This is a genomic window from Bradyrhizobium sp. CCBAU 11434 (genome assembly GCF_028128895.1).
In the GTDB taxonomy this organism is placed as follows: Bacteria; Pseudomonadota; Alphaproteobacteria; order Rhizobiales; family Xanthobacteraceae; genus Bradyrhizobium; species Bradyrhizobium zhengyangense.
Window position 1 is genome coordinate 37,890 of sequence record NZ_LBJX01000002.1, and the last position, 26,823, is coordinate 64,712.

Sequence of the window (26,823 nt, forward strand, 5' to 3'; positions counted from 1 at the left end):
CCATGGCAACGAAAAGTACCTCCAAGGAATAGTGAACCCGCCAATGTCAGCGTGGCTTTCGACGTAACCGAACGAAATCGAGCACAGCAGCGGGTGAGCTATCTCGCGAGTCATGATGCCCTCACTGAGCTCCCCAACAGGGCCGCTCTGGACGAGCAGCTCGGCACCGCTGTCGAGCGCGCGCAGATCACCGACGGCGCCTTCGCTGTGCTTTGCATCGACCTCGATCATTTCAAGGAGATCAACGACCGTTTCGGCCATGCCGTCGGCGACGCCGTCCTTCGCGAAGCCTCAAGGCGGCTGCAGGAGGCCGCGCAAGGGGCGTACGTGGCACGCGTCGGCGGTGACGAATTCATCGGGATCGCCGATCAGTTGCCACTACCAGCGACCGCCGAATTGCTCGCCAGGCGCATGCGGAAACAGTTCGAGCAACCGATCGAGGTCGAGGGTCATGCGCTGAAGATCGACCTTTGTGTCGGCGTCGCCCTGTATCCGAGAGATGCGGACAATGCTGTAGCGCTGTTGTCAAACGCGGATGCAGCGCTTTATCGGGCCAAGCACGAGGGCAGGGGTGCCATTCGCCTGTTCACCAGCGCCATGGACCAACAGCTGCGCAACCGCCGTGCGCTGGAGCACGATCTGCGAGGCGCTGTTGAGCGGGGGGAGCTATACCTGGAGTATCAGCCGCAGCAGGACCGCAACGGCTCTCTGATGGGCTACTGGTTCGCTGGCGGCATCCGGTGCGCGGCGTCATTCCACCTGGAGACTTCATTCCGATCGCCGAACAGAGCGGCACGATCGCGCAAATTGACGACTGGGTCCTTACGGAGGCTTGCCTGGAGGCGGCTTCCTGGGATCAGCCGCTACGGGTCGCGGTAAACGTCTCGGCCGCTCAGTTCCGGCGCGAAAACCTCGATCGGCAGGTCCGCCAGGGGCATGGGCTCGGAGTTCCGGTTCTCGCGGAAGGAATCGAGACGAACGCTCAGATGGCTCTCCTGGTTCAGGAGGGCTGCGACGAGATGCAGGGATATCTCATTGGTCGGCCGCGGAGCCTTCTACCGACGAGACAAATGAGGAATGCTTCAAGTCAAGCGCATCGTCGTGCAGCCGCTGCTGAGTGAAGGTCGTTTGCTGCTTGGCTCGTAAGAGTCGGCCGTGAATCAAGGGGCCAACGCAGCTTCGCAAGACCAGGACAGGATCCTTTCCAATCGTGCCTTACACTAGGCCCGCTTTTTCTCTCCCCCTGCGGCCGAAATGACGGCGACGATGACGAGGCCGGTTACCAAGAGCCGGATGCCGGCGCTGACTCCAAAAGTGTTCAACATGGTCAGAAGCAGGACGAGGAAGAGCGCCGCGCCCCATAGCCCCGTGACATTGGCTTTGCCGCCGGCAACCGAGGTGCCTCCGATCACGACTACGGCGACAGAGGCGAGCAGATATTCATTGCCGATGTCGACGTTCGCGCCCCGGAAATAACCGGCCAGCAATGCCCCGTCGAGACCGCCAAGCGTGCCCGACAGCGCGTAGGTGGCAAAGCGCACCCATCCGACCTGGATTCCCGCGAGCCTTGCTGCCCGAATGTTCTGGCCGATCGCCAGCACCGATCGGCCATAAACGGAGCGCTGCAAAGCAATGCCGGCGGCCACAGTGAACACCACCGTGAGAATGGCGAGCAAGGGAATGCCGAGGATTTGGATGTTCGTGAAATCGGCAAAGCCCGGCGGTGGCTTGATCTGCAGACCGCGCCCGTAGCTGATGTCGATCGATTGGATGATGAAGCTCGCCGAAAGCGTCGCGATGATTGGTGGGATGCTTAGCGCGCGGATCAGGAGGTAGTTGACGACCCCGATGGCGAGCCCGCAGCCGAGTGCGGCGGCAAGGCCGAGGGCGATCAGACGGTCATCGCCGGCCATCACGGTCATCGCCACCGCGCTGGAAAGCCCGATATTGGCCGGCAACGACAGATCAACGTTGCCGGGACCGAGCGTGATGACGAACATCTGCCCGATGCCGACCACCACCGTGAACACCGCAAGCGACAGCGCCGCGATAAGCATGCCACCAGCGCCATAGCCGCGAGTGAAGGTAATCGCCGCGATCCACACGACGGCCGCGCCGAGATAGGACCACATCCAGGGATTCGTGGACAGCCAACGGCGCACCGCCATCATTGCTCGACCTCCCTGCGGCTGATCAAAGCGCGCGCGGCGAGCACCACGATCAGAATGGCGCCGTTGGCGGCGACCTGCCAGTCCGGCGGAAGATGCATGAAGGTGAGAAGCGGGGAAGCCGCCAGCGCCAGCGTCAGCGCGCCGATCACGGCGCCGATTGGGGATACCCGTCCGCCGACGAATTCGCCGCCGCCCAGGATGACGCCCGCGATCGACAGCAGGGTGTAGCCGTTGCCGATGTTGGCGTCGCCGGACGTCGTGATGCCGATCAATGAGAGCCCCGACAGCACGCCGAACAGGCCGGCGCACGCGTAAAGTACGATCTTAGCCTTCAGCAGCGACCAGCCGGCGCGACCGATCGCGGCGGCGTTGCCACCAGATCCGCGCAGGATAGCTCCATAGGATGTACGCATCAGGCCGAAATACGTGACCGCAGCGATGATCAGCGCGGCCAGCACCGGAAACGGAACCAAGGGCGGCTTGGCGCTCATCGACGCCAACAGCCAGTCCGGCGCCCGACCGCCGGGCTTGGGCAGCAGAAGTACGGCGAGACCTTGCCAGACGAAGTTCATGCCGAGAGTCACCACGATCGACGGCAGGTTGCGCCAATAAATCAGCGCACCGAGCGCCGCATATACGCCGACGCAGCCCAACAGCGTGAGGGTCCCCAAGATCGGGGTGTCGCGCAGCCAGGTCGCCGTGACGCAGCCGACGAAACCCACGAAAGCGCCGATCGACAGGTCGAGGTCGTTGCCGGTAATGATGAACATCTGCGCGACCGTCGCCAGCGCGATCGGGATCGCCAGATTTAGCATTAGGGTGAAGCCGAAATAGCTGATCGCGCGCTGGTTCAGCCAGGCGATGGCCAGCAGCACCAGCACCAGCGACAGGGCTGGCAGCAACGCGCGCAGCAGCCGCGGTGAATCGGTCTTGCCGAAAGGCATGAATGCTGGGCGGGCCGCGACAATCGACTTGGCCGTCATCTCGGGTCGGCCCCGACGAAGGAGGACTGGATCACCTTTTCCTCGGTCAGCTCATCGCGGGCGAGGTCGGCGACGATAGCGCCATTGCGGAACACGTAGACATGGTCGCACTTCTTCAATTCGTCGGTCTCCGTCGTGTACCAGATGAAGGTCCGCCCGCCGCGCGCCTCCTCGCGAATGAGATCATAAACTTCGAGCTTGGTGCCGATATCGACGCCGCGCATCGGGTCGTCCATCAACACAATGCGCGCCTCCGACCCAAGCGCGCGTGCAAACAGCGCCTTCTGCTGGTTGCCACCTGACAGTGATAGAATGTTATTGTGGATATCGGGAGTGCGGATCTTGATCCTGTCGCGCCAGAAATTGGCCAGCTTGTCCTCCAGCCGGCGCGAAATCAAAGCTCCCTGGCGCAGCTTGCGCAATGAGCATATGCCGATATTTTCCGCGATCGACCATAAAGGGAAAATGCCGTCGGCTTGGCGGTCGCCGGCCACCAAAGCAACCGTTGCGTTGACCGCGACGCCTGGGCACTGGCGCGTCGCAGCCGCGAAAATTGTTAGCAGCAACTCGGTCTGCCCGTGGCCGGCAAGCCCGGCAAGGCCGATGATCTCTCCCTCGTGGGCTACCAAGTCTGTGGACCCGCCCTGCTGCCGCGGGCGCGCGCGAACATGCAGGCGAGTTTTCCCTCGCGCCAAACGGTCGCTGGCGTTCGCCTCGGTCGGGCGCGGTTCTGAGCCGCCCATAGTGGCTACCAGCCGGTTGCGGTCGAAGGCCTCGGCGCGATCAGCCGCGATGGTCCGCCCGTCACGCATTACCACGATCCGGTCACTGTTTTGCAGGACCTCGCCGAGCAGGTGCGAGATGAAAATGCAGCTGATGCCGTCGGCGACGGCCCGCCGCATGAAGGCGAGCAGTTGCCCGGCAGTGTGACTATCGAGCGAGGAGGTCGGCTCGTCCAGAATCACGAGACGCACCGGCTCATCGGTCGCAGTGAAGGCCCGCGCCACCTCGACCATCTGTCGGCGTGCAATCGGAAGATCCTGGATCAGGTCGGAGGGGCCGACGCCGTGACCCGGGAAGATCTCGTCGAGCTTGCTTGTGATCAGCGCGCCAGCCTTGCGACGCCAGTTGAGGCCGGTCAGTGCCGGATGAAACACCCGCGCGTTCTCGGCCACCGTCAGGTTGGGGCAGAGCGACAGCTCCTGGAAGACGCACCGGATGCCGAGTTGCTTGGCCCGCGCCGGCGAGTAGACGCTCTGCTCGTCGCCGCCAATGACCACGCGTCCACGATCCGCCGCGACAGTCCCTGCCAGTATATGCATCAGCGTGGATTTCCCGGCGCCATTGTGTCCGACCAGGCTGAGGCACTCACCACTCCGGACTGTCAGATCGACGCCATCCAGCGCACGGACGGCGCCGAAATGCTTTTCGACGCCGCCCAGTCTGACGATATCAGATTCTTCGAGGGTCATTCACTGCCTGCGAGCAGCCGTCAGCCATGGCCTCATCACTTCATATTGGCTTTAATTGCGTCGATGGCGTCCTGTTGGGAGTATTCGTGACTCGCGACACTGCCCTTCGGGATCTTCGGCAGTTCGGCTTCGAAGTCGGCCTGAGTGAAGGCGAGATAAGGCACCAGAAGATCGTGTGGAACCTTCTTGCCATCCAGCACCTGCTGAGCGACCCAAAATGCCAATGTCGATACGCCCGGTGCGATCGAGCCGGACCATGTCGTGTAACCGTCCTTGGCCTTCTGCTCCTTCCACCATTCCAGCTCGTCCTGCCGGTTGCCCATGATGATGGTTGGCCGCGGCTTGCCAGCCGCCGCGAAAGCTTGGGCCGCTCCGTAGCCGTCGCCGCCCTGGTCGACCACGCCGACGACCTCAGGCAGCGAAGGCAGCACGGTAGCAACCGCCTTTTGCGCCGTGGTCTGGTCCCAATCGCCAGTCACCGATCCGACGATCTTGAACTCTGGATGATCCTTGACCCCCTCCAGGATGCCGTTGTGGATGGCTTCGTCAATGGAGGTGCCAGCGAGGCCGCGGATTTCCAGGAGGTTTCCGCCCTTGGGCTGGAACTTCGCCATCTGCGCCACTTCCTGCTTGCCCATGTCCTTGAAATCCACAACGACACGGTAGGCGCAGGGTTCGCTGACGATACCGTCGAAAGACACGACGACGATGCCGGCGTCGCAGGCCTGCTTGATGGCGCCGTTGAGGGCGTCCGGCGAAGACGCGTTGATGACGATCGCGTCATAGCCCTGCAGGATCAGGTTCTGGATCTGCGCGGCCTGGGTCGGCACTTCCTTGTCGGCGGTGGTGAACACGTCCGCCGCGGCGACGGCCTTGTCCGCGACTGCTTTCTTCGTGACGATGTCATAGCTCTTGAGCATCGCTTGGCGCCAGGAATTGCCAGCGTAGTTGTTGGAGAACGCGATCTTTTTGCCGCTGGTATCGGCCAGGGCCGATCCGGCGAGGATCGCGCTGCCGATAGCTGACATGGCCGCGAGTCGGATAGCAGGTTTCATGGTTTCTCTCCCAAGTCATTGTTTGATATCGAAGACGAGAGACTGCACACGAAAGGCTGGCGGAAAAGCAAGTCCCCGCCCGAGTTCGCGCTTCCCTGTTAGTCTCATTTTCAGTGATCCTCCGTCAAATGGTAAGTCCCCCGCAGTGCGGCAATAATTTTGAGGCTGCGCTACCACCCGACACGGTTTTATGCGCTCGCCTACGCTCCTCTACGACGCCGGTGAATTAAGCCCGCGGCTGTCTATCGGGAGTTGCTTACGTCAAGGCGCTTCCATGCGCGATAACGCGAGCGCCATGGCCAAGTGAATCTCGACAACAGGGCGTTGCTCAATCGGGCGTTTCAAGCTGCCCGTGACGCTCTTTTTCATTTGGAAACACCAACCAACCTATTGAAATGACTGGATCGGGAATCGACCATTTCTTCCAAATGCGCTTTGAAATCGTTGAATAATCAAGCAGGTTTTGATTCCGCCATTCTGAGTTCGCTCGAGCCAATGGTTGGAACTGAAATCGAGAACTTGCGGCCAGCGGTTGGAAGACTGGCATTTGGAAAGGCGCCACTCGACCGAGGAGCCGGCCTCTGGTCTCAGAACGAACCCCCAGCGGGTGGTCCTCGGTGCCTATGTCGAAGCGGTCATGCCGACAAAGGGAAAACCTTCTCGTAAATTTTACATCGACGCACGGGCATGCGTGGACCGCGTAAGAACGGCGGCTTCTGGCGGGCTATCAAGGCATGAGGTCGGGAGTTATGCTGCCCTCCGGTAAGAGAACAGCGCCTCCACAGTAGTGGGTTTAGCCATGTAGCGGTCCAGGGACTCGAACCCCCGACAATTGCACCGGGTAGTGTCCGTGGCCCCAGTAGAGTGACAACGCTACCCCGCGTTGGCCTTCAGCCCCGCCGCCTGGATGCCCGCAACCGCACAGGCCTCGTCATTGTCCGAGGTGTCGCCGGACACGCCGACGGCGCCGAGCAAGCTGGTGCCGTCCATGATCAGCACGCCGCCGGGGACGGGCACCAGGGCGCCCTTCGCAATCGTGTTCACCGCATCGATGAAATACGGCTGCTCCTGCGCGCGTTGGAATAGGGCGCGCGAGCCGAGGCCCATGGCGAGCGCGCCATAGGCTTTGCCGTGGGCGATCTCGGCGCGCATCAGGCTGGTGCCGTCCTGTGCGGCTGCGATCTTGAGCACGCCGCGGGCATCGAGGACGGTGACGACGAGCGGCTTGAGCTTTAGCTCGCTCGCCTTGGCGAGCGCGGCGTCGAGAATTTTTCGGGCGGTGTCGAGCGTGAGGTCAGCCATGGCTAGTTTCCTTTGCAGCTGGAGAAATGGAATTGGTGTCGGCGCGATCGAGGCTCATCGCCAGCACGCGGGCGACGTGAAGCGCCTCGCGGTTAGCGCCGTCGTAGATCTGGTGGCGGCAGGAGGTGCCGTCGGCGACGATGAGCGTGGTCTGATCAGCCTTCCGCACCGCCGGCAGCAGCGATAGCTCGGCCATCTCGATCGAGGCGTCATAGGTGTCGGCGCCATAACCAAAAGCACCGGCCATGCCGCAGCAGCTCGACTCGATGGTCTTGACTTCGAGGCCAGGCACGAGGCGCAGCACCTGCTCGACCGGCTTGAAGGCGCCGAAGGATTTTTGATGGCAATGGCCGTGCACGACGGCCTTCTCAGCGACGCTGCCGAGCGGCAATTGCAGCCGGCCGGCCTCGGACTCGCGCACCAGGAATTCCTCGAAGGTGAGCGCGTGGGCGCTGACGGCCTTGGCGTCGTTGTCCTTGCGCAGCGAAGCCAGCTCGTCGCGCAGCGTCAGCAGACAGCTCGGCTCAAGGCCGACGATCGGCACGCCGCGCGCGGCAAAGGGCGCGAAGGCGGCGACGAGACGGTCGAGCTCGGACCTGGCTTCATCGACAAGTCCGGCGGACAGGAAGGTGCGACCGCAGCAGAGCGGGCGCCTGCCGCTGGCGGGTTTCGGTAGATGCACGCGATAGCCGCCGGCCGCCAGCACACGCAGCGCGGCGTCGAGGTTCTCTCGCTCGTAGATGCGGTTGAAAGTGTCGGCGAAGAGAACGACTTCGCGGCCTGCCGCTGATCCGACGCTGTCGGCGGGCGGCGCGAACACGTCGCTTCGGAAGGCGGGCAGGGCGCGACGGGCGCTGATCCCGGCGAAGCGCTCGAACAGCTTTCGCAGCAGCGGGCTTTGGTTGCGCAAGTTCGCAAGCGGCGCGAAGCGCGCGGCGAATCCGGCATAGCGCGGGAGGTAGCCGACCAGCCGATCGCGCAAGCTCAGGCCGTGGGAGGCGGTACGTGCCGCCAACACCTCGATCTTCATCTTGGCCATGTCGACGCCAACAGGGCATTCATGGCGGCAGGCCTTGCAGGAGACGCAAAGCTTCAGCGTCTCCATCATTTCGTCGGAGGACAGTGCATCAGGGCCGAGCTGGCCTGAGATCGCCAGCCGCAAGGTGTTCGCACGCCCTCGCGTGACATCCTTCTCGTTGCGCGTGGCGCGGTAGGACGGGCACATCACGCCGCCCTCGAGCTTGCGGCAGGCGCCGTTGTTGTTGCACATCTCGACCGCGCCCTGGAAACCGCCGCCGGCGCCGGGATAAGCGGACCAGTCGAGCTTCGTCTTCAGCTCGCCGACGCGATAGTCGGGCTTGAAGCGGAACAGCGAGCGGTCGTCCATTTTGGGCGCATCGACGATCTTGCCGGAATTGAGCACGCCGTCAGGGTCGAAGCGGTGCTTAACCTCGCGGAAGTCGGCGACGAGGCGCTCGCCAAACATCGTTTCGTGGAACTCCGAGCGCACCAGGCCATCGCCATGCTCGCCGGAATGCGAGCCCTTGTACTCGCGCACTAGCGCGAAGGCCTCCTCGGCGATGGCGCGCATCGCCTTGACGTCCTTTTCGAGCTTGAGATTCAGCACCGGGCGCACATGCAGGCAGCCCTCGGAGGCGTGGGCGTACATCGTGCCGCTGGTGCCGTGTTTGGCGAAGACCTCATTCAGCCGCGCCGTGTAGTCGGCGAGATGGGGCAGCGGCACGGCACAGTCCTCGACGAAGGAGACCGGCTTGCCCTCCTGCTTCATCGACATCATGACGTTGAGGCCGGCGGCGCGGAAATCGGCGATGCCGCTCTGCAGCGCCGGCTCTGATATCTCGACCACGCCGCCCCATTTGCGCGGTTCGTTATTCCAGCCGAAGCCGAGATCGCCCATCAGCTCGGTGAGCTGTTTGAGCCGCAGAAGATTGTCGGCCTGGTCCTCTTCCGCGAACTCGACCACCAGCACCGCATCCGGATCGCCCTTGATCGCGGCATTGATGATCGGCTTGAACATCGCGATGTCGCGGCCGAGCGCGATCATGGTGCGGTCGACCAATTCGACCGCGATCGGCTTCAGCTTGACCAGATGCTGGGCCGCATCCATCGCCTCGTAAAAGCTGCCGAAATGGCAGACACCGAGCGCCTTGTTCCGGATCACGGGCCACAATTTCAGCTCGACCTTGGTGGTGAAGGCGAGCGTGCCTTCCGAGCCGACCAAGAGATGCGCCATGTTGTTGCGCGCGTTGCGCGGGGTCAGCGCATCGAGATTGTAGCCGCCAACGCGGCGCTGCACTTTTGGAAAGCGCGCGGCGATCTCGTCGGCCTCGCGGGCGCCCAGATCGAGCATTTCGCGGAACAGGGCGCGCATGGTCTCGCCGGCGTCGCTGTCGGAGAGATCGCGCGAGACCTCGCCAAAACGACTCAGCGTGCCGTCGGCGAGCGAAGCCTCCAGCGACAGCGTGTTGTCGCGCATGGTGCCGTAGCGAAGCGAGCGGCCGCCGCAGGAATTGTTGCCGGCCATGCCGCCGATGGTGGCGCGCGAGGCGGTGGAGACGTCGACCGGAAACCACAGGCTGTGTTTCTTCAGCTGCCGGTTGAGGTCGTCGAGCACGATGCCGGGTTCGACCACGCAGGTGCGGCCCGCGACGTTGAGGGAGAGAATCTTGTTAAGGTGCTTCGAGAGGTCGACCACGAGCCCGTCATTGACGGTCTGGCCGCATTGCGAGGTGCCGCCGCCGCGCGGGGTGACCTTGATCCCCTCATCGCGCGCGATCGCCAGGGCTCGCAGCGCCTCGTCCATGGTTCTGGGCACGACCACGCCCGTGGGCACGATCTGGTAGAACGAAGCGTCGGTGGCGTAGCGGCCGCGGCCGAAGCCGTCGAACAGGACATCGCCGGTCGTTTCCGCGCGCAGGCGTCGTTCGAGCGAGGAGGCGTTTGTCATCCCTGATCCCGGACTGCCCCAGCGAGGCCCGACCTTGCTGAGTTATTCATTATTAACCATGACCAATTATATTATGAATTCAAAATGAGCAAGCCGGGTTCCGTTAAGGGGCCGCCGGCGCGTCCTCTTGGGGCTCGCCGAGGTGTTCGATCGCCGCCATCCGCTTGTTGCGCAGGTGCTGGAACAGGATGTCGCTGAGCTCGCTGGCGGCGCGGCGGCGCAGGGCATCGAGGATTGCCTCGTGCTCGCGCATTGCCTCCCCCCAGCGCTGCCGCTTGCGGGCGAAATTGGCGGAGTAGCGGACGCGGCGAATGCGGCCGGCGAAGTTGGCGTAGGCGGTCTTCAGTGTCTCGTTGCGCGCGGCCGCGACGATGCTCTCGTGGATGCGCTGGTTGGCCAGGAAATAGCCGTGCATGTCGCGGTGCAGATAGTGGCCGTACATCTCGTAGTGCAACTGCTCGATCGCGGCGATCTCTTCATCCGTTATGGCCTCGCAGGCCAGGCGCCCAGCGAGGCTTTCAAGGCCTGCCATGACGTCGAACAGCTCCTCCAGGTCGCGCTGGCTGAGTTGGCGCACGCGCGCGCCGCGGTTCGGCAGCAGCTCGATCAGCCCCTCGGCGGCGAGCACCTTGAGCGCCTCACGGAGCGGCGTGCGGGAGATGCCGAACATCTCGCAGAGCTGGCGCTCGGGTACGCGGGCGCCATCGGGAATGTTGCCTTCCACGACGTAGTCGCGCAGCCGCAGCAGGATCTCGCCATGGAGCGAAGCCTCCTGACGGTCGCCGCCATTTGCGGCAGAGGGGGTGATCGGAACCCCGGTGTCGGGAATCGTGGATTTCATTTGCAGCACATTAGTTTGCCCGCGGTATCGCGTCGACGCCCGCAATCGAATACCAAATTTTGATTGAAAGGACAAAAAATGAATGCAAAATAGCCTCCGAGCCGGCCAGAATCCGTCGCCAGGGAGGTTTTCATGCATCAGGGGCGCCATTTCCTTCAGATTCCGGGCCCGAGCCCGGTCCCCGAACGCGTCCTGCGCGCCATGGACATGCCTGTCATTGACCACCGCAGCGCCGAGTTCGGCGGCCTCGGCCGGACCGTGCTGGAGGGCAGCCAGAAGATTTTCCAGACCAAGGGTCCGGTCATCATCTTCCCCTCGTCGGGGACGGGCGCCTGGGAGGCTGCGATCGTCAACACGCTGTCGCCAGGCGACAAAGTGCTGATGGTCGAGACCGGCCACTTCGCCACGCTGTGGCGGCAGATGGCGGGCCGCTTCGGCATCGAGGTCGATTTCGTGCCGGGCGACTGGCGTCGCGGCGCTGACCCCGCCGTCATCGAAGCCAAGCTCATCGACGACAAGGCACGCGCCATCAAGGCCGTGATGGTCGTGCACAACGAGACCTCGACCGGTGCAACCAGCCGCATCGCCGAGATCCGCGCGGCGATTGATCGCGCGTCGCATCCGGCGCTGTTGATGGTGGACACCATCTCCTCGCTCGGCTCGGTCGATTACCGCCACGACGAGTGGAAGGTCGACGTCAGCGTCAGCTGCTCGCAGAAAGGCTTTATGCTGCCGCCCGGTCTCGGCTTCAACGCGATCTCCGAGAAGGCGCTGGCCGCATCGAAAACCAACAAGATGCCGCGCTCCTATTTCGACTGGGCGGAGATGCTCAAGCCCAACGCCAACGGCTTCTTCCCCTACACGCCGGCGACCAATCTGCTCTACGGCCTGCGCGAGGCGATCGCGATGCTGCTCGAAGAGGGGCTCGACAACGTGTTCGCGCGGCATCAGCGCCTGGCTGCTGCAACGCGCGCCGCGGTCAATCATTGGGGGCTCGAAGTGCTCTGCCAGGAGCCTTCAGAGTTCTCGCCGGTGCTCACTGCGGTGCTGATGCCGCCGGGCCATGACGCCGATCAATTCCGCAAGATCGTGCTCGAGAACTACAACATGTCGCTCGGCTCGGGCCTGTCGAAGGTTGCCGGAAAGGTTTTCCGTATCGGTCATCTCGGCGAATGCAACGCCTTGACGCTGCTCGGTGCGCTCACCGGCGTCGAGATGGGCCTGTCGGTCGCCGGCGTGCCGCACCGCTCCGGCGGCGTCGAGGTCGCCATGAAGCTGCTGGAGCAGCGGCCGCAGGGCAATGCATCGCCGCATCTGAAAGTGGTCGGTATTTAAACCGCGCAGGGACACGCGGGCCGACAATCATAAGAAGCGATCAGGGAGGGTGGAAATGAAAATCAGGTTCAAGGCCACGCATGTCGTGCTGGCGATGCTCTGCGCGATGTATTTCATCACCTATGTCGACCGGGTGAACATCGGCACGGCCGCGAGCGAGATCCAGAAGGAGCTGGGTCTGTCGAACAGTCAGCTCGGCCTCGTCTTCTCCGCCTTCGCCTATCCCTATCTTTTGTTCCAGGTGATCGGCGGCTGGGTCGGCGATCATTTCGGCCCGCGCAAGACGCTGTTCTGGTGCGGCATGATCTGGGCGGTGGCGACCATCTCGACCGGCTTCGTGCATGGGCTGGTCGCATTGTTCGTTGCGCGCTTCGGGCTCGGCTTCGGTGAGGGCGCGACGTTCCCGACCGCAACGCGCGCGATGCAATACTGGACGCCGGCGAACCGCCGCGGTTTTGCGCAAGGCCTGACCCATTCCTTCGCCCGGCTCGGCAATGCGGTGACGCCGCCGGTGGTGGCGCTGCTGATCCTCTGGCTGACCTGGCGCGGCGCCTTCGTCGTGCTCGGTCTTGTCAGCCTGGTCTGGGGCGTGATCTGGGTCTGGTATTTCCGCAACGAGCCGAAGGACCATGCTTCGATCACGCAGGCCGAGCTCGCCGCGCTGCCGCCGCGGCCATCAGGCGAGCGGCCGCGCGTGCCGTGGGGGCCGCTGTTCGGGCGGATGTGGCCGGTGACGCTGACCTATTTCTGCTACGGCTGGAGCCTGTGGCTGTACCTGAACCGGCTGCCGCTGTTCTTCAAGAACAACTACAATCTCGACATCAAGAACTCGGCGCTGTTCGCCTCGGGCGTCTTCTTCGCCGGCGTGATCGGCGACAGCGTCGGCGGCGTGATCTCGGACAAGATCCTCGACCGCACCGGCAATGTCCGCTTCGCACGACTGAGCGTCACGGTAACAGGCTTTGCGGGGGCGCTGCTCTCGCTGTTCCCGATCCTGTTCGTCCACGACATCACCATCGTGGCGCTGTGCCTGTCGGCCGGCTTCTTCTGCGCCGAACTCGTGATCGGCCCGATGTGGTCGATCCCGATGGACATTGCCCCGAAATACTCCGGCACCGCGTCGGGGCTCATGAACACCGGGTCAGCCTTTGCCGCGATCGTCTCGCCGCTGGTCGCGGGCTTCGTGATCGACGCGACCGGCAATTGGTACCTGCCGTTCCTGATGTCGATGGGGCTGCTGCTGCTCGGCGGCGTCTCGGCCTTCCTGATGCACCCGGAGCGCCCGTTCGCAGACGCAGAAGCCAGGTTGCCCGCGGGCAAGGTGGTGGCGGCGGAATAGGAGCGGCGGAGGCCCGCCGCTTATGCATGGGAGGAGCCTTAAGGAGAGGGGACAAGCCGGTCAAATGGTGCTATTCGGCGGCCACCAAAACAAGGCTAGACCGGGAAGGACGCCTATGACCGTGCATACTGGAAGGCATTTTCTTCAGATTCCAGGACCGACCAACGTGCCCGACCGCGTGCTGCGGGCGATGGACATGCCGACGCTGGACCATCGCGGTCCGGAGTTCGCCGAGCTCGGTTTTGCGGTCCTCGCCTCGATGCAGCGGGTATTCCGCACCAAGCAGCCCGTGATCATCTTCCCCTCGTCGGGCACCGGCGCCTGGGAAGCGGCCATGGTCAACGTGTTCGCTCCCGGCGACAAGGTGCTGATGTGCGAGACGGGCCAGTTCGCCGTGCTGTGGTGCGGCATCGCCGACAAGTTCAAGCTCGACGTCGACTTCATCCCGAGCGACTGGCGCCATGGTGCCGACCTCGCCGAGATCGAGAAGCGCCTTGCCGCCGACAAGCAGCACGCGATCAAGGCGGTCTGCGTCGTCCATAACGAAACCTCGACCGGCTGCGTTACGCCGCCTTTGGAGGTGCGCAAGCTGCTCGATCGCGTCAAGCATCCGGCGCTGTTGATGGTCGACACCATCTCCGGCCTCGGCTCGATGGAATATGAGCATGATGCCTGGGGCATCGACGTCTCGGTCGCCGGGTCGCAGAAGGGCCTGATGCTGCCGCCGGGCCTCGGCTTCAACGCCGTCTCGGAGAAGGCGCTCAACGTTGCCAAGACCAATCCCGGCATGCGCTCCTATTGGGACTGGCAGGAAGTCATCAGCTTCAACAAGCTCGGCACCTTCCCCTATACGCCGGCTACCAATCTGCTGTACGGCCTGCGCGAAGCGGTGAAGATGATCGAGGAGGAGGGCCTCGAGAATGTCTGGTCCCGCCACAAGCGCCACAGCGCGGCGACGCGCGCCGCGGCCAAGGTCTGGGGCCTGGAGACGCAGTGCGTGGATCCCGCCGCGCACTCGCCGGCGCTGACCGGCGTGCGCGTGCCTGACGGCTTTGACGCCGACGCCTTCCGCAAGGTGGTGCTCGAAAACTTCGACATGTCGCTCGGCACCGGCCTGAACAAGGTCAAGGGCAAGGTGTTCCGCATCGGCCATATCGGCCATTTCAACGACCTGATGCTGATGGGCACGCTCGCGGGCGTCGAGATGGGCCTGGATCTTGCAAAGATTCCGCACCGGAGTGGCGGCGTATTGGCGGCCATGGACGTCCTGAAGGGACGTGACGCGGTGCCGATGACGCAGGTGGCCTGAACTGACTTGGAAAGTGAAAGCGCGATGAACGTACCGACGACGACTAACGAAGACCTGCTCTACTCCGTCACGGACGGCATCGCGCGGATCACCTTCAACCGCCCCCAGGCGCGCAACGCCATGACCTTCGCCATGTATGACCGCATGGCGGAGATCTGTCTGGAGATCAACGCCGATCGTTCGATCAAGGCGCTGATCCTCACCGGCGCCGGCGACAAGGCATTTGCGTCCGGCACCGACATTTCCCAATTCCGCGCCTTCAAGACGGCGCAGGATGCGCTCGACTACGAGGCGCGGATCGACCGCGTGCTCGGCACGCTCGAACAGTGCCGCGTGCCCGTGATCGCGGCCATTGCGGGGGCCTGCACCGGCGGCGGCGCCGGCATCGCCGCCTGCTGCGATCTTCGCATCGGCACCGAAACGACGCGCATGGGGTTTCCGATCGCACGCACGCTCGGCAACTGCCTGTCGATGTCGAACATCAGCCGCGTCGTCTCGCTGGTCGGTCCCGCCCGCACCAAAGACCTGATCTTCAGGGCGCGTCTGGTCGAGGCGCAGGAAGCATTGTCGCTCGGCCTGCTCACCGAAATCGTGCCTGATGTCGAGACGCTGCAGCGCCGCGCGGATGAAACCGCAAAGCTGGTCGCGAGCCATGCGCCGCTGACGCTGGAGACGACCAAGGAGGCGGTGCGCCGCATCCGCCCCACGCTGTCGCGCGAACAGGGCGAGGACCTGATCCTCAAGGCCTATATGAGCGAGGATTTCCGCGAGGGCATGGACGCCTTCCTCAACAAGCGCACGCCGGTCTGGAAGGGCAAGTAACGCGCACTTCGTCAGCCGAAAGTCATATGCGGCGGAATGTCCGCCCGCTTGAACTCGCGCTCCTTAGTAAGCACAATGCCTCGATAGATTTCCCGGCAGAATAAAGCCAATAAGAACCAGGGGACGAAACTCGTGCGAATGCCATTGAAAGCCGTCGGAGCTGCGACGGCCTTGTTGTTGAGCGCGCCCGCCTTTGCCGGCTGGGAACCCACCAAGCCGGTCGAGATCGTGGTGGCGGCGGGCGCGGGGGGCGCCTCCGATCAGATGGCGCGGATGATGCAGGCCGCGATCCAGAAGAACAATCTGATGAAGCAGCCCATGGTGGTCTCGCTCAAGGGCGGTGCATCGGGTGCTGAAGCGCTGATGTACATGAAGTCCAACGAGGGCGATCCAAACAAGGTGCTGATCGCTTATTCACTGATCTACATGCTGCCGCTCTCAGCCAAGATCCCGTTCAACTGGCGCGAGCTGACCCCGGTCTCAGTGATCGCGCTCGACCAGTTCGTGCTGTGGGACAACAGCGCCGGCCCGAAGACGGTGAAGGAATTCGTCAAGGCCGCGAAGGCCGCGAACTCGCCGTTCAAGATGGGCGGGACCGGCTCCAAACGCGAGGATCATGTGCTCACCGTCTTCCTCGAGCAGAAGACCGGCGCAAAATTTTCCTATCTGCCCTACAAGTCCGGCGGTGAGGCCGCGACCCAGCTCGTCGGCAACCACACCGAATCCAACGTCAACAATCCATCCGAAAATCTCGAGGTCTGGCGCGCCGGGCAGGTGCGTCCGCTCTGCGTGTTCGACAAGGAGCGCATCTCCTATGCGGCCAAGGTGACGGACACGCAGTCCTGGGCCGATATTCCGACCTGCAAGGAGGAGGGCGTCGACGTCCAGTACCTGATGCTGCGCGCGATTTTCCTGCCCGGTAAAGTAACGCCGGAGCAGCAAGCGTTCTATGTCGAGCTATTCCACAAGGTGACACAGACCGCCGAATACAGGGATTACATGGAAAAGCAGGCGTTGAAGCCGATCTTCCTCACGGGCAAAGACATGGTGCAGTTCCTTGAAGAGGACGACGCCACCAACAAGGCGCTGATGACGGAAGCAGGTTTCGTCGCGAAGTAGCGGGTCTTCACCTCGCCCGCTTGCGGCGAGAGGTCGCTTCGCAGAAGCTCAGAAGCGATGCGGGTGAGGGCGACTCTCCCCGAGTCCCGCTGTCACCGTCCCCGTGGAGACTCCCCCTCACCCGAACCCTCTCCCCGTGAGCCGGTAGAGGGGAATTGGTCAGAGCGTTTGTTGAAATCCAATGTCCCGAACCGATCATGAAATCGTCGTCGACGATCCGACCGCACCTGAAGACGATTCGCCTTCGGTCGTCTCGTCCGACACGGTCGAAATTGTCGTGTGCCTGCTGCTGCTCGCGCTGGCCGCCATCCTCGGTTACGACAATTGGCGAACCGGCGCGTCCTGGGATTCGACCGGGCCCGAGCCCGGTTATTTCCCGTTCTATCTCTCCGTCATCCTGGGCGGCGGCAGCCTCTACGGCCTGATTGCCGCGCTCCTCGTGCGCCGCGCGGCCTCCGAAACTTTCGTCACGCGCGCGCAGGCACGCCGCGTGCTGGCGGTGTTCGTGCCGACGCTGCTGTTCTGCCTGGTGACGCAATTCCTCGGCCTCTATGTCGCGAGCTTCCTGCTGATCGCGGGCTTCATGCGGCTGATCGGCAAGATCGCGCTGTGGAAGTCGCTGCTCACCGCTTTCCTGTTCACTGCGATCATGTTCGTCACCTTCGACGTCGCCTTCGACGTCATCATGCCGAAAGGGCCGCTCGAAGCGGCCTTCGGCTACTAGGCGGCCCCCCGATGGAAGCTTTCGGTCTCCTGCTTCATGGCTTTGCCGTCCTGCTGACGTGGAAAACGCTCGTGCTGATGGTGGTCGGGCTCGTGCTCGGCGTCTTCGTCGGCGTGTTGCCGGGCCTCGGCGGTCCCAACGGCGTTGCCATCCTGTTGCCGCTCACCTTCACGATGGATCCGACCTCGGCGATCGTGATGCTGTCCTGCATCTATTGGGGTGCCCTGTTCGGCGGTGCGATCACCTCGATCCTGTTCAACATCCCGGGCGAGGCCTGGTCGGTCGCGACCACTTTCGACGGCTATCCGATGGCGCAGCAGGGCAGGGCGGCCGAGGCACTGACGGCGGCGTTTACGTCGTCCTTCATCGGGTCGCTGGTCGCGGTGCTGCTAATTACCTTCCTCGCGCCGATGATCTCGTCCTTTGCGCTGAAGTTCGGCCCGCCTGAGTTCTTCGCGGTGTATCTGCTGACTTTCTGCTCCTTCGTGGGCCTCGGGCGCGAGGCCAAGCACAAGACCGTCATCTCGATGTCGCTCGGCCTGCTGCTGGCCGGCGTCGGCATGGACACGGTGTCGGGCCAGCTGCGCATGACCTTCGGCTCGTCCGAGCTCTTGCGCGGCATCAACTTCCTCGTCGCCGTCATCGGTCTGTTCGGGATCAGCGAGATCCTGCTGACGATGGAGGAACGCCTGGCGCTGCGCGGCCATGCCGCGAGCATCTCGCTGCGCGTGGTGCTGAGCGTGTGGAAGGACTTGCCGAAATACTGGGTGACGCTGCTGCGCTCGTCCTTCATCGGCTGCTGGCTAGGCATCACGCCGGGCGGCGCGATCGCGGCGTCCTTCATGGGCTACAATCTGGCAAAACGCTTCGCCAAGGATCCGGCGAGCTTTGGCAAAGGCCGTATCGAAGGCGTGTTCGCGCCGGAGACGGCAGCACACGCCTCCGGCACCTCGGCGCTGTTGCCGATGCTCGCGCTCGGCATTCCCGGCTCCGGCACAGCCGCGATCCTGCTCGGCGGGTTGATGGTATGGGGACTCAATCCGGGCCCCTTGCTGTTCGTCGAGCACAAGGACTTCGTCTGGGGCCTGATCGCCTCGATGTATCTCGGCAATGTCGTCGGCCTCGTGCTGGTGCTGACGACAGTGCCGATCTTCGCCTCGATCCTGCGCGTGCCGTTTGCGGCGGTGGCGCCGATGATCGTGGTGTCCTGCGCCATCGGAGCTTATGCGATCCAGAATGCGATGTTCGACATCTGGCTGATGCTCGGCTTCGGTGTCGTCGGCTACGTCTTCAAGAAGATCGGCATTCCCTTGGCGCCGTTCACGCTGGCGCTCGTCCTCGGCAACCGCGCCGAAGACGCCTTCCGTCTCTCGATGATCGGCTCAGGCGGCGACCTCAAGGTGTTCTGGTCGAACGGCCTGGTCGGTTCGATCACGACGCTGGCGATTCTGCTGCTGTTCTGGCCCGTCATCGACGGGCTGCTCGCCCGCGTCGGCTGGACGAGGCGGACCAGCGCGACATCACGCTGACGCGGCAAAACAATCTTCTTTGGAATCAAGGGTTTGGTGCTCCGGTGGGGAGGCCCTTTTGGCTCGATTGTTCCCGATTGTTGCAGGCGCGGCACAGTCATCAGGCGCTTGTGATAGGAATGGCGGCGGCGATGTCGCTGTTTGCAACCGGCGCAATGGCGGCCGACCTGGCGGCGAGGCCCTACGTCAAGGCGCCCCCGATGGTCGATCCCGCTTTCAATTGGAACGGCTTCTATGTTGGCGGCAATGTCGGCTACAGCTGGGGCCGCGAGCGTGACGATGGCACGCTGACGGGTACGCAAAGTGTGCAGGTGTTCCGCACCGCTGGCCCCACTCCTGTCGGCGGCCCAGTCGTGACACCGCTGGCGGCGCAGACGATCTGGGGACGCTCTAACGTCAACGGCGTGCTCGGCGGCGGCCAGTTCGGTTACAACTGGCAGCAGAGCAATTGGTCGTGGGGTCTTGAAGCCGACTTCCAGGGCAGCGACGAGAAATCGACGAACAATATCTGCTCGGCGATCGGATGCCCCGCGGGCTCGGTGCTGTTTCCGGCCAACTACAACCTCGATTGGTTCGGCACTCTGCGTGGTCGCGTCGGTTGGGTCGCAACTCCGCGCGTGCTTCTCTACGCGACCGGCGGTCTCGCCTACGGACATCTCGGCGCGAGCGCGCCTGCCATGGGTCTCAGCTGGTGCGGCACCAAGGCCGGCTGGACGGTCGGCGCTGGCGGCGAGTTCGCGATCGATCGCAATTGGTCCGTGAAGGTCGAGTATCTCTACATGGATCTCGGCTCGTTCAACGGGGCGTCGACGGCGACGACGACCGTAGCGAACGCGCTCAACACGCCGACACCCGGTTTCAATACCGTCACCACGACCACGACGACGGGCAGTTTCGGCACGCGCTTCACCGACAACATCGTCCGCGTAGGCGTGAACTACCGGTTCTCGGGGCCGGTTGTAGCCAAGTACTGACGCCAAGTACTGAGGGTCTTCGACAGACCATTTGGAGGCCCGGCGTCTGCGCCGGGCCGCTTTGCTTTCGGGCTCGGCGGACGACCTTGATCTCTAGACCACCTTGGCGGCCCTGAGCGCGGCGATCTCGTCGGCGCCGAAGCCGAATTCCTTGAGCACCTCGTCGGTCTGCTCGCCGAACTCCGGCGGGCGCGCCACCATCCTGCTCGGCGTGCGCGACAGCGTGACGGGCTGGCCGACCAGGCGGATGTGGCGGTCCTCGTCGTTGGGCACGTCCTGCGCAATGCCGAGATGCTTGACCTGCGCGTCCTCGAACATCTGGTCGATGGCGTAGATCGGCCCGCAGGGAACGCCGGCCTCGTTGAACTCGCGGACCCAGGTCTCGGTCGACTTGGTCACGGTGCGCTTCTCGATCTTGGCGTTGAGCGCATCGCGGTTCTTGGAGCGAGCAGGGGCCGTCGCATAATCGGGATGAGTGTAGAGCTCGGGCGCGCCGATCGCATGCGCGCAGCGCTCCCAGATCCGTCCGCCCGTCGTGGCAATGTTGATGTAGCCGTCCGAGGTCTTGAACACGCCGGTCGGGATGCTGGTCGGATGATTGTTGCCGGCCTGTTTTGCCACTTCCTTTTCCATCAGCCAGCGCGCGGCTTGGAAGTCGAGCATGAAGATCTGGGCCTGGAGCAGAGAGGTCTGCACCCATTGGCCCTTGCCCGAGACCTCGCGCTCGAGCAGCGCGGTGAGGATGCCCATGGCGCAGAACAGGCCGGCCGTGAGGTCGGCAACGGGGATGCCTACCCGCATCGGGCCTTCGCCCGGCGCGCCGGTGATCGACATCAGCCCGCCCATGCCCTGCGCGATCTGATCGAAGCCGGGCCGCTTGTGATAGGGGCCATCCTGGCCGAAGCCGGAGATGCTGCCATAGACGATGCGCGGATTGATCGCGGCAAGGCTCTCATAGTCGATGCCGAGCTTCTTCTTCACGTCGGGCCGGAAATTCTCGACCACGACGTCGGCCTTGGCGGCGAGGCGCTTGAACACGGCAAGCCCGCGCTCGTCCTTCAGATTCAGCGTCATGGCTCGCTTGTTGCGGTGCAAATTCTGGAAGTCGGAGCCCCGCCGCGGCCCACCCGGCTGCTCGCCGCCGGCATCTTCCGTGAGCGCGTCGATCTTGATCACGGTCGCGCCCCAATCGGCGAGCTGGCGCACGCAAGTCGGGCCGGAGCGGACGCGGGTCAGATCTAGCACGGTGAAGCGCGAGAGGGCTTCGGAAGCGTGAGGGAAGGGCATCTAGGGTGGCTCCGGCAACAAACTGCGGCCCCACCATAGGGCCGAAAGATCATGCGGCAAGTGTCTGCCGGCGCAGCCAGCCATGCGCCGACTTTGCGAATAGCGGAACGAGCATCTGCGCGCGCCGCGCTGCTCCTCGATGACCAGCCGCTCTGGATTCCGTCACATCGCCGGACTAGTGTTGTCCGCATGTGGAAGGAACGCACGATATTTGTCAGCGGGTGCGATCGCGCGTCCCGGCGCCGCGACGGACTGCTGCGGTGGGCCGGATGCATTGCCGCGGTATTGCTGCTTCTGCCCGCGACCCCAGTCCAAGGCCAGTCGCTCGGCCAAGGCCTGTCAGCCTACCAGCGCCAGGACTATGTGACGGCCTCCCGCATCTTCATCCCGCTTGCCGAGCGCGGCAACGCCGCTGCGCAGACCTATCTCGGCTTCCTGTTCGAGACCGGCCGCGGCGTGCCGCAGAACTACACGGAAGCGGCGATGTGGTATCGGCGGGCCGCGGAGCAGGGCGACAGCCGCGCCCAATATTCGCTCGGCCTGCTCTATGACCGCGGCTTTGGCGTGCCGCGGGACGTCGTCGAAGCCTCCAAATGGCTGAACCTTTCGACCGCGGCATCGCCGCCGCGGGTGCGCGAGTCCCGGGCCCGGATCCGCGACGCCGTCACCACCAAGATGACGCGTGGACAGATCGCCCAGGCCCGCCTGCGGGCGCTGGAATGGGCGCCAAGCCGCGAGCACTGATGCCTGCGTGCCTCGGGCGTTAGCCGGGCCAGCCGCCGAGCCAGTTCAGATACCAGCTCTCGCACAACCAGCCGATCCAGATCGAGGGCGCGAGGAACAGCCCGAACGGCAGGAAGGCTGTCCCGCGCAGCGGTTTTCTTTGCAGCGCGGCATTGACGACATAGGCGCCGATCGCGAGCAGGGCGGCGAACTCGATCACCGCGGCTACCGTTGCAAGATCCAGCCAGGCGCCGCAGACGGCCGCGAGCTTGACGTCGCCGAGCCCGAGCCCGTCGCGGCCGCGCCAGCGCCGATAGGCCAGCATCAGGAGCAGGAGCGGAAGCGCCACGGCGAGGGCGCGCGCGACCGGCCAAAGCAGCGCCACGGCGCCCGCATCGGGCACCGCAGCGGCGCCGCGGAGCAATGCGAGCGCGAAGGCGGCTCCGCTCAGCTCGTTCGGGATCAGAAAGTGGCGGGCATCATGGGCGGCGATGGCGAGCATCAAGGCGGCGAGGAACGCACCATAGATGCCCTCCGCGGCGGGTGCCGTCACCAGGCTGGCCAACACGCCGACGAGCAGTGCGCAGCTGAGGACCAGCCGGGCGCGGATCCCGTCCTGCGCGTCGTCCGCGGCCACGCCGTCAGCGCGCCGCCCTGGGCGGGCTCACGGTGACGACGGGATTGCTGGTCCCGACCAGGTGGCCGTTCATCTTGCTGCGCATCTCCTCGGCGATGACATGCGCGTCGACGCCGTCCTTGATGACGGTCGGGCGGATGAACAGGATCAGCTCGGTACGGGCGCGCGCCTTGGTCTGATGCGAGAAGGCATCGCCGACGCCGGGAATGGAATCCAGGACGGGAATGCCCTGGCGCTGCTTGTTCTCGGTCTCGCTGATCAGGCCGGCGAGCAGCACCGTCTGCCCGCTGGTCACCGCGATCGAGCTCTTGACGCGACGCTGCGAAATCGTCGGCGTCAACGAGTTGGCGCTGCCGGCGGCCACGCTCGAGATCTCCTGCTCGATGTCGAGCACGACATTGCCATTGGCGTTGGCGCGCGGCAGCACGCGCAGGATGATGCCAGTGTTCTTGTAGTCGATGGTGTTGACCACGGTGTTGTTGGCGGTCAGCACGGTCGCGGTGCCCGTGGAGAACGGCACCTGGTCGCCGACCTGCAACGTGGCGGCCTGGTTATCCAACACCACCAATGACGGGTTCGACAGCACCTTGACGTCGGTGACGCCGTGCAACGCGTCGAGAATGACGCGCGGCGAGTTCTCGGAGCCGACCAGGAAGTTGAAGCCCGGCAGGACACGTCCGAGCAGCGCGCCGCCCGCGGCGTTGACGGCGTTGGACGCCGCTTCGACCGCACCGCTGCCGACTGACGCGGCATTGCTGACACCGGAGATGGTGTTGGAGATCGAGCCCTTCTGGCTCGCCAGGAAGAACTGCACGCCGTAGTTCAACTGGTCGTTCAGCGTCACCTCGGCAATCGTCGCCTCGATCGCGATCTGGCGCTGGGGCCGGTCGATCTGGCGGATGGTCTGCTCGACGATGCGCTGCGCGTCCTGGTTGGCATAGACGAGGACGGCATTGTTGGTGACGTCGGCGGTGATCCGGACGTTCTGGAGGATGGTGGTGATGCCGGACTTCGAACTGCTTCCGCCCAGTCCACCGAGGCTGTTGTCCTGCGCCTGCGCAGGCGTTGCCGATGCAGCCGGAGCGGGGCGGGCCCCGAGCGCGGATCCCGCAGGTCCGGTCACGGGCGTCGCCACGCCCGCCGCGGCGGTCGGCAACGCGCTGAGCGCGGCGACCGGATTGCCTGACGTCGACGTCGAAAGCCCCGCGCCGGGTGCGACCTGGCTCGACGCGCTGTCGAGTGAGGTGTTGCTCGTCGCGCTCTGGTTAAACAGCATGTCGTTCAACATCGAGACGACCAGCTTGGAATTGCCGTAGCGCAGTGGATAGGACTTCAGGTTCACACCGTCGGTGTCGGAACGGTCGAGCCGCGCGATCCAGGTCTGCGCGCGCTTCAGATATTCCGGCTTCTGGCTGACGACGAGGATCGAATTGAGCCGTGCGATCGGCTGCATCTTGATGACGTTCTGGCCCATCCCGCCTTCGCCCGAGTCCATGATCTTCTCGATCTCGGAGATCACGGGCTCGGGTGCGGAATTGTGCACGGGGAAGACGCCGACGGATTGTCCGCGCATCCAGTCGGCGTCGAATGACAGAATTGTGTCGACCGCCGTCGCGCGATCGGTCCCGCTGCCTGACACGATCAGGGTGTTGCGCGCATTGTCGGCGCGCATGGTCGACGCCTTCACGCCGAAGGCATCGAGCAGCTTGAAGATATTTTGCGCCGAGGTGTAGCGCAGCGGCACGACGGTGATGCCCTGGCCGGCTTCGGTGCTCGCCGAGCGGTCGATGCCGCCGGGGCCGGCCTCCGGCGCCGGCAGCAGCCGATAGCCGGTACGGTCGCGCACCAGCGCGACGCCGGACATGCGTAGCGCATTCTCCAGCACATAGACCGCGTCCGCCTTGGGGACCGGCCGCACCGAGGCGAGCGTCACGGTCCCCTGTACGCGGGGATCGATGGTGTAGCCGACGTTGAGAACGTCACCAAGAATGACCTTTGCGACGGTCGCCACGGGTGCGTTTTCGAAATTGAGGTCGTAGCCGCTGCCGCCGCCATCGTCGCGCTCGGCCAGCGCACCACCTTGTGGCGTTGCACCATCGCTCAGATAAATCGCAGGCCTCGACGATTTCGGCTGAGAGATGCCGCTGCTTGCCGTATCCGAAGGTTGGCGCGGCTGCAGATCGATGCCGCGGATCTTGTCGACAAGATCCTGGGCGCGCGGATCCTTAGGGTCAGCTTCGACCGACTGATCGGCGGTGACGATGCAGCCCGTGAGCAGGACCGCCGTCGACAGCAGCACGATCGTTCCAGTCAACGCTGCGCGGCGGCGCAAAAGCGGTCGGGCCACTTCGAACAAGATACGCCTGCCAACTCTGGAAGTGACTGGAAACAGCATCCGATCCCCCTTGGTTCGGACGCGCAATAATTTGCGCCACGATTATGTTTTTGCTAAGAAATAAGTCAAGGGCAAAGGACCGTCCGTGCCCCTAGAAGCTGTTGCATTCAAGTAACAAGGTCAACGTTGTGAATGCGATGCGAGACCGTTCCGCCGAAAGCTTCCGGCAGCTCCTTCTGGAAAAATACTCACTGCCGCCGCGCGCGCATGTCCGTGTGGAAAAGACGGCCAATCCGGCGCTGATACGTCCGTTACGCGAGTTTTGGGAGGCCACCGATCTGTCGGCGGCCGAATTCGCCGACGAGGTGTCGGATTATTTTGCCCTGCCGCGGCTAAGTCTTCCGCAACTGCTGACGACGACGCCTCGCCTCGAAGGTTTTTCGCGCCGATTCCTGCGAGAATCCACCATCTTTCCGTTTGGCGCGCCGGACGGCGGATTTCGCCTGGCCGTCGCCGATCCCTCCGATACGGCCGCTATCAGGGCTGCGGAAATCGTCTTCGGAACGCCGGTCGATGTCGTCGTGGCGTCATATGAGGACATTACCACGGTCCTCGATCAGCGGGCCGATGCCGACGATGCGAATGCAGACCAGGGCACCGGCCGTGCGGTGCAGTCCGACGACGACATCGAGAGCCTGCGCGACCTCGCCAGCGGCGCGCCGGTGGTTCGCGCCCTCAACGATCTCCTGGAGCGCGCGGTCGACCTGCGCGCCAGCGACATTCACGTCGAGCCGTTCCGCGCCGGGCTGGTAGTGCGCATGCGCGTCGACGGTCTCCTGCGCGCGCTGCCGTCGCCGCATGGCATCCCGCCACAGGCGCTGATCTCGCGCATCAAGATTCTGGCCAGCCTCAACATCGCAGAACGCCGCCTGCCGCAGGACGGCGCGGCGCGCGTGCGCGTCGGACGTAGCGAGCTCGACGTCCGCGTGGCCACCATGCCGACGCAGCATGGTGAGAGCGCGGTCATCCGCCTGTTGCCGCGCGACCGCGGACTGCTGGAGATGAGCAAGCTCGGGCTCGGCGCGCGCGACGAGAGTGTGATGACGCGGCTGCTCGCCATGCCGCACGGCATGATCGTGATCACCGGACCGACCGGCAGCGGCAAGACCACGACGCTTGCCACCATGCTGTCGATCCTCAACGAGCCGACGCGGAAGATCCTCACCATCGAGGACCCGGTCGAGTACGAGATTCCCGGCATCAACCAGTCCCAGGTCAAGCCGTCGATCGGCCTGACCTTCGCCTCCGCCATGCGCGCCTTCGTGCGTCAGGACCCCGACGTCATCATGGTCGGCGAGGTCCGCGACGCCGAGACGGCGCATATCGCGATCCATGCCGCGCTCACCGGCCATCTCGTTCTGACGACGCTTCATACCGAGACGGCGGCTGCGGCCGTGCCGCGTCTGATCGATCTCGGCATCGAAGGCTTCCTGCTCAAATCGACGTTGCGCGCAGTCGTGGCGCAGCGGCTGGTGCGCATGCTGTGCGACCGTTGCAAGGTGCCGCACGCGCTGACCGAGGCCGATCTCGCCAGGGACCCGCGCTTTGCCGTGATCGGCTTCAAGTGCGGCGAGGTCGTGCACGAGGCCGGCGGCTGCGAACGCTGCGGCGGCACTGGCTATCGCGGCCGAAACGGCGTATTCGAGATCCTCGAAATGTCCGACGACGTGCGTGCACTGATCGGGCCGCAGACCGACTCGCACTCTATCGACGCCGCCGCGATGCGCGGCGGCATGACGACGATGCTGGAGGATGCGGTCGCCAAATGCCGGGCCGGACTGACGACGGTGCCCGAAGTCTTCCGCGTCACGACGGTGCGCTAGGCCCAGGAACGCTAG

23 protein-coding genes are annotated in these 26,823 nt (G+C 64.2%); 12 read left to right on the plus strand and 11 right to left on the minus strand.

Annotated features, from left to right (window positions below):
* Nucleotides 1-51: 51 nt before the first annotated feature.
* The gene (locus tag XI06_RS02400; RefSeq protein WP_237873088.1) at nt 52-879 is read left to right on the plus strand and encodes a diguanylate cyclase domain-containing protein; all 828 of its coding nucleotides are present in this window, start codon (nt 52-54) and stop codon (nt 877-879) included.
* Nucleotides 777-1,121 (plus strand): EAL domain-containing protein, encoded by a 345-nt coding sequence (locus XI06_RS02405; protein WP_271604703.1) that lies wholly within the window; start codon nt 777-779, stop codon nt 1,119-1,121. The genes XI06_RS02400 and XI06_RS02405 overlap by 103 nt, the downstream gene beginning before the upstream one ends.
* A gap of 99 nt (nt 1,122-1,220) precedes the next feature.
* On the opposite strand, the gene XI06_RS02410 is transcribed toward XI06_RS02405, so the two are convergent.
* From XI06_RS02410 to XI06_RS02445, 8 genes are all read right to left on the minus strand, one after another.
* Complete coding sequence (locus tag XI06_RS02410) at nt 1,221-2,168, minus strand: ABC transporter permease (protein WP_237873162.1); 948 nt, start codon at nt 2,166-2,168, stop codon at nt 1,221-1,223.
* Entirely contained in the window at nt 2,168-3,115 is a 948-nt protein-coding gene (locus tag XI06_RS02415) for an ABC transporter permease (protein WP_237873161.1), read from the minus strand. Before XI06_RS02415 ends, XI06_RS02410 begins: the two co-directional genes overlap by 1 nt.
* A gap of 35 nt (nt 3,116-3,150) precedes the next feature.
* On the minus strand, nt 3,151-4,626 hold the full coding sequence (locus tag XI06_RS02420) for a sugar ABC transporter ATP-binding protein (protein WP_237864852.1): 1,476 nt from the start codon (nt 4,624-4,626) through the stop codon (nt 3,151-3,153).
* A gap of 35 nt (nt 4,627-4,661) precedes the next feature.
* Nucleotides 4,662-5,681, minus strand: a complete 1,020-nt coding sequence (locus XI06_RS02425) for a substrate-binding domain-containing protein (RefSeq protein ID WP_237873087.1) — start codon at nt 5,679-5,681, stop codon at nt 4,662-4,664.
* Nucleotides 5,682-6,009: 328 nt separating this feature from the next.
* The gene (locus XI06_RS02430) at nt 6,010-6,228 is read right to left on the minus strand and encodes a hypothetical protein (protein ID WP_237873086.1); all 219 of its coding nucleotides are present in this window, start codon (nt 6,226-6,228) and stop codon (nt 6,010-6,012) included.
* 326 nt (nt 6,229-6,554) lie between these two features.
* Nucleotides 6,555-6,983, minus strand: coding sequence for a GlcG/HbpS family heme-binding protein (locus tag XI06_RS02435; RefSeq protein ID WP_237873085.1), 429 nt, complete (start codon nt 6,981-6,983; stop codon nt 6,555-6,557).
* Entirely contained in the window at nt 6,976-9,951 is a 2,976-nt protein-coding gene (locus XI06_RS02440) for an FAD-binding and (Fe-S)-binding domain-containing protein (protein ID WP_237891496.1), read from the minus strand. The genes XI06_RS02435 and XI06_RS02440 overlap by 8 nt, the downstream gene beginning before the upstream one ends.
* Before the next feature lie 103 nt (nt 9,952-10,054).
* Nucleotides 10,055-10,792 (minus strand): GntR family transcriptional regulator, encoded by a 738-nt coding sequence (locus XI06_RS02445; RefSeq protein WP_237891509.1) that lies wholly within the window; start codon nt 10,790-10,792, stop codon nt 10,055-10,057.
* 132 nt (nt 10,793-10,924) lie between these two features.
* On the opposite strand from XI06_RS02445, the gene XI06_RS02450 reads away from it, so the two are divergent.
* The 8 genes from XI06_RS02450 to XI06_RS02485 all read left to right on the plus strand — a co-directional run bounded on the left by XI06_RS02450 (nt 10,925) and on the right by XI06_RS02485 (nt 19,943).
* Nucleotides 10,925-12,127 carry a pyridoxal-phosphate-dependent aminotransferase family protein gene (locus XI06_RS02450; protein ID WP_237891495.1) on the plus strand — a complete coding sequence of 401 codons (1,203 nt, stop codon included), beginning with the start codon at nt 10,925-10,927 and terminating at the stop codon, nt 12,125-12,127.
* A gap of 55 nt (nt 12,128-12,182) precedes the next feature.
* Entirely contained in the window at nt 12,183-13,466 is a 1,284-nt protein-coding gene (locus XI06_RS02455; RefSeq protein ID WP_271604572.1) for an MFS transporter, read from the plus strand.
* A gap of 115 nt (nt 13,467-13,581) precedes the next feature.
* The gene (locus XI06_RS02460; RefSeq protein ID WP_237891493.1) at nt 13,582-14,775 is read left to right on the plus strand and encodes a pyridoxal-phosphate-dependent aminotransferase family protein; all 1,194 of its coding nucleotides are present in this window, start codon (nt 13,582-13,584) and stop codon (nt 14,773-14,775) included.
* A gap of 24 nt (nt 14,776-14,799) precedes the next feature.
* A complete protein-coding gene (locus tag XI06_RS02465) occupies nt 14,800-15,597 on the plus strand; it encodes an enoyl-CoA hydratase/isomerase family protein (protein ID WP_237891492.1) in 798 nt (265 codons plus the stop codon).
* Between the two features lie 138 nt (nt 15,598-15,735).
* Nucleotides 15,736-16,716 (plus strand): Bug family tripartite tricarboxylate transporter substrate binding protein, encoded by a 981-nt coding sequence (locus XI06_RS02470; protein ID WP_237891491.1) that lies wholly within the window; start codon nt 15,736-15,738, stop codon nt 16,714-16,716.
* A 181-nt stretch (nt 16,717-16,897) separates the two neighbouring features.
* On the plus strand, nt 16,898-17,440 hold the full coding sequence (locus XI06_RS02475; protein WP_237873076.1) for a tripartite tricarboxylate transporter TctB family protein: 543 nt from the start codon (nt 16,898-16,900) through the stop codon (nt 17,438-17,440).
* Nucleotides 17,441-17,451: 11 nt separating this feature from the next.
* Entirely contained in the window at nt 17,452-18,969 is a 1,518-nt protein-coding gene (locus XI06_RS02480; protein WP_237891490.1) for a tripartite tricarboxylate transporter permease, read from the plus strand.
* Between the two features lie 131 nt (nt 18,970-19,100).
* Complete coding sequence (locus tag XI06_RS02485; RefSeq protein WP_271604573.1) at nt 19,101-19,943, plus strand: outer membrane protein; 843 nt, start codon at nt 19,101-19,103, stop codon at nt 19,941-19,943.
* 93 nt (nt 19,944-20,036) lie between these two features.
* Here the strand turns inward: XI06_RS02485 and XI06_RS02490 are convergent, their stop codons facing one another.
* The gene (locus XI06_RS02490; RefSeq protein WP_271604574.1) at nt 20,037-21,230 is read right to left on the minus strand and encodes a CaiB/BaiF CoA transferase family protein; all 1,194 of its coding nucleotides are present in this window, start codon (nt 21,228-21,230) and stop codon (nt 20,037-20,039) included.
* A 285-nt stretch (nt 21,231-21,515) separates the two neighbouring features.
* Between XI06_RS02490 and XI06_RS02495 the strand changes: the two genes are divergently transcribed.
* Nucleotides 21,516-21,974, plus strand: coding sequence for a tetratricopeptide repeat protein (locus XI06_RS02495; RefSeq protein WP_237891487.1), 459 nt, complete (start codon nt 21,516-21,518; stop codon nt 21,972-21,974).
* Between the two features lie 19 nt (nt 21,975-21,993).
* Here the strand turns inward: XI06_RS02495 and XI06_RS02500 are convergent, their stop codons facing one another.
* A complete protein-coding gene (locus XI06_RS02500; RefSeq protein WP_237891486.1) occupies nt 21,994-22,590 on the minus strand; it encodes a prepilin peptidase in 597 nt (198 codons plus the stop codon).
* 4 nt (nt 22,591-22,594) lie between these two features.
* Complete coding sequence (gene gspD, locus XI06_RS02505) at nt 22,595-24,985, minus strand: type II secretion system secretin GspD (protein WP_271604575.1); 2,391 nt, start codon at nt 24,983-24,985, stop codon at nt 22,595-22,597.
* 137 nt (nt 24,986-25,122) lie between these two features.
* On the opposite strand from gspD, the gene XI06_RS02510 reads away from it, so the two are divergent.
* Nucleotides 25,123-26,808: a GspE/PulE family protein gene (locus XI06_RS02510; protein WP_249802151.1), complete on the plus strand. Its 1,686-nt coding sequence runs from the start codon at nt 25,123-25,125 to the stop codon at nt 26,806-26,808.
* Nucleotides 26,809-26,823: the final 15 nt, after the last annotated feature.

Coding starts and splice junctions, on each gene's coding strand:
- XI06_RS02475 (WP_237873076.1), top strand. CDS start 16,898: ATGTCCCGAACCGATCATGAAATCGTCGTCGACGATCCGACCGCACCT.
- XI06_RS02445 (WP_237891509.1), bottom strand. CDS start 10,792: ATGAAATCCACGATTCCCGACACCGGGGTTCCGATCACCCCCTCTGCC.
- XI06_RS02420 (WP_237864852.1), bottom strand. CDS start 4,626: ATGACCCTCGAAGAATCTGATATCGTCAGACTGGGCGGCGTCGAAAAG.
- XI06_RS02450 (WP_237891495.1), top strand. CDS start 10,925: ATGCATCAGGGGCGCCATTTCCTTCAGATTCCGGGCCCGAGCCCGGTC.
- XI06_RS02440 (WP_237891496.1), bottom strand. CDS start 9,951: ATGACAAACGCCTCCTCGCTCGAACGACGCCTGCGCGCGGAAACGACC.
- XI06_RS02410 (WP_237873162.1), bottom strand. CDS start 2,168: ATGGCGGTGCGCCGTTGGCTGTCCACGAATCCCTGGATGTGGTCCTAT.
- XI06_RS02460 (WP_237891493.1), top strand. CDS start 13,582: ATGACCGTGCATACTGGAAGGCATTTTCTTCAGATTCCAGGACCGACC.
- XI06_RS02465 (WP_237891492.1), top strand. CDS start 14,800: ATGAACGTACCGACGACGACTAACGAAGACCTGCTCTACTCCGTCACG.
- XI06_RS02435 (WP_237873085.1), bottom strand. CDS start 6,983: ATGGCTGACCTCACGCTCGACACCGCCCGAAAAATTCTCGACGCCGCG.
- XI06_RS02480 (WP_237891490.1), top strand. CDS start 17,452: ATGGAAGCTTTCGGTCTCCTGCTTCATGGCTTTGCCGTCCTGCTGACG.
- XI06_RS02490 (WP_271604574.1), bottom strand. CDS start 21,230: ATGCCCTTCCCTCACGCTTCCGAAGCCCTCTCGCGCTTCACCGTGCTA.
- XI06_RS02510 (WP_249802151.1), top strand. CDS start 25,123: ATGCGAGACCGTTCCGCCGAAAGCTTCCGGCAGCTCCTTCTGGAAAAA.
- gspD (WP_271604575.1), bottom strand. CDS start 24,985: ATGCTGTTTCCAGTCACTTCCAGAGTTGGCAGGCGTATCTTGTTCGAA.
- XI06_RS02430 (WP_237873086.1), bottom strand. CDS start 6,228: ATGCCAGTCTTCCAACCGCTGGCCGCAAGTTCTCGATTTCAGTTCCAA.
- XI06_RS02470 (WP_237891491.1), top strand. CDS start 15,736: ATGCCATTGAAAGCCGTCGGAGCTGCGACGGCCTTGTTGTTGAGCGCG.
- XI06_RS02455 (WP_271604572.1), top strand. CDS start 12,183: ATGAAAATCAGGTTCAAGGCCACGCATGTCGTGCTGGCGATGCTCTGC.
- XI06_RS02425 (WP_237873087.1), bottom strand. CDS start 5,681: ATGAAACCTGCTATCCGACTCGCGGCCATGTCAGCTATCGGCAGCGCG.
- XI06_RS02485 (WP_271604573.1), top strand. CDS start 19,101: ATGTCGCTGTTTGCAACCGGCGCAATGGCGGCCGACCTGGCGGCGAGG.
- XI06_RS02415 (WP_237873161.1), bottom strand. CDS start 3,115: ATGCCTTTCGGCAAGACCGATTCACCGCGGCTGCTGCGCGCGTTGCTG.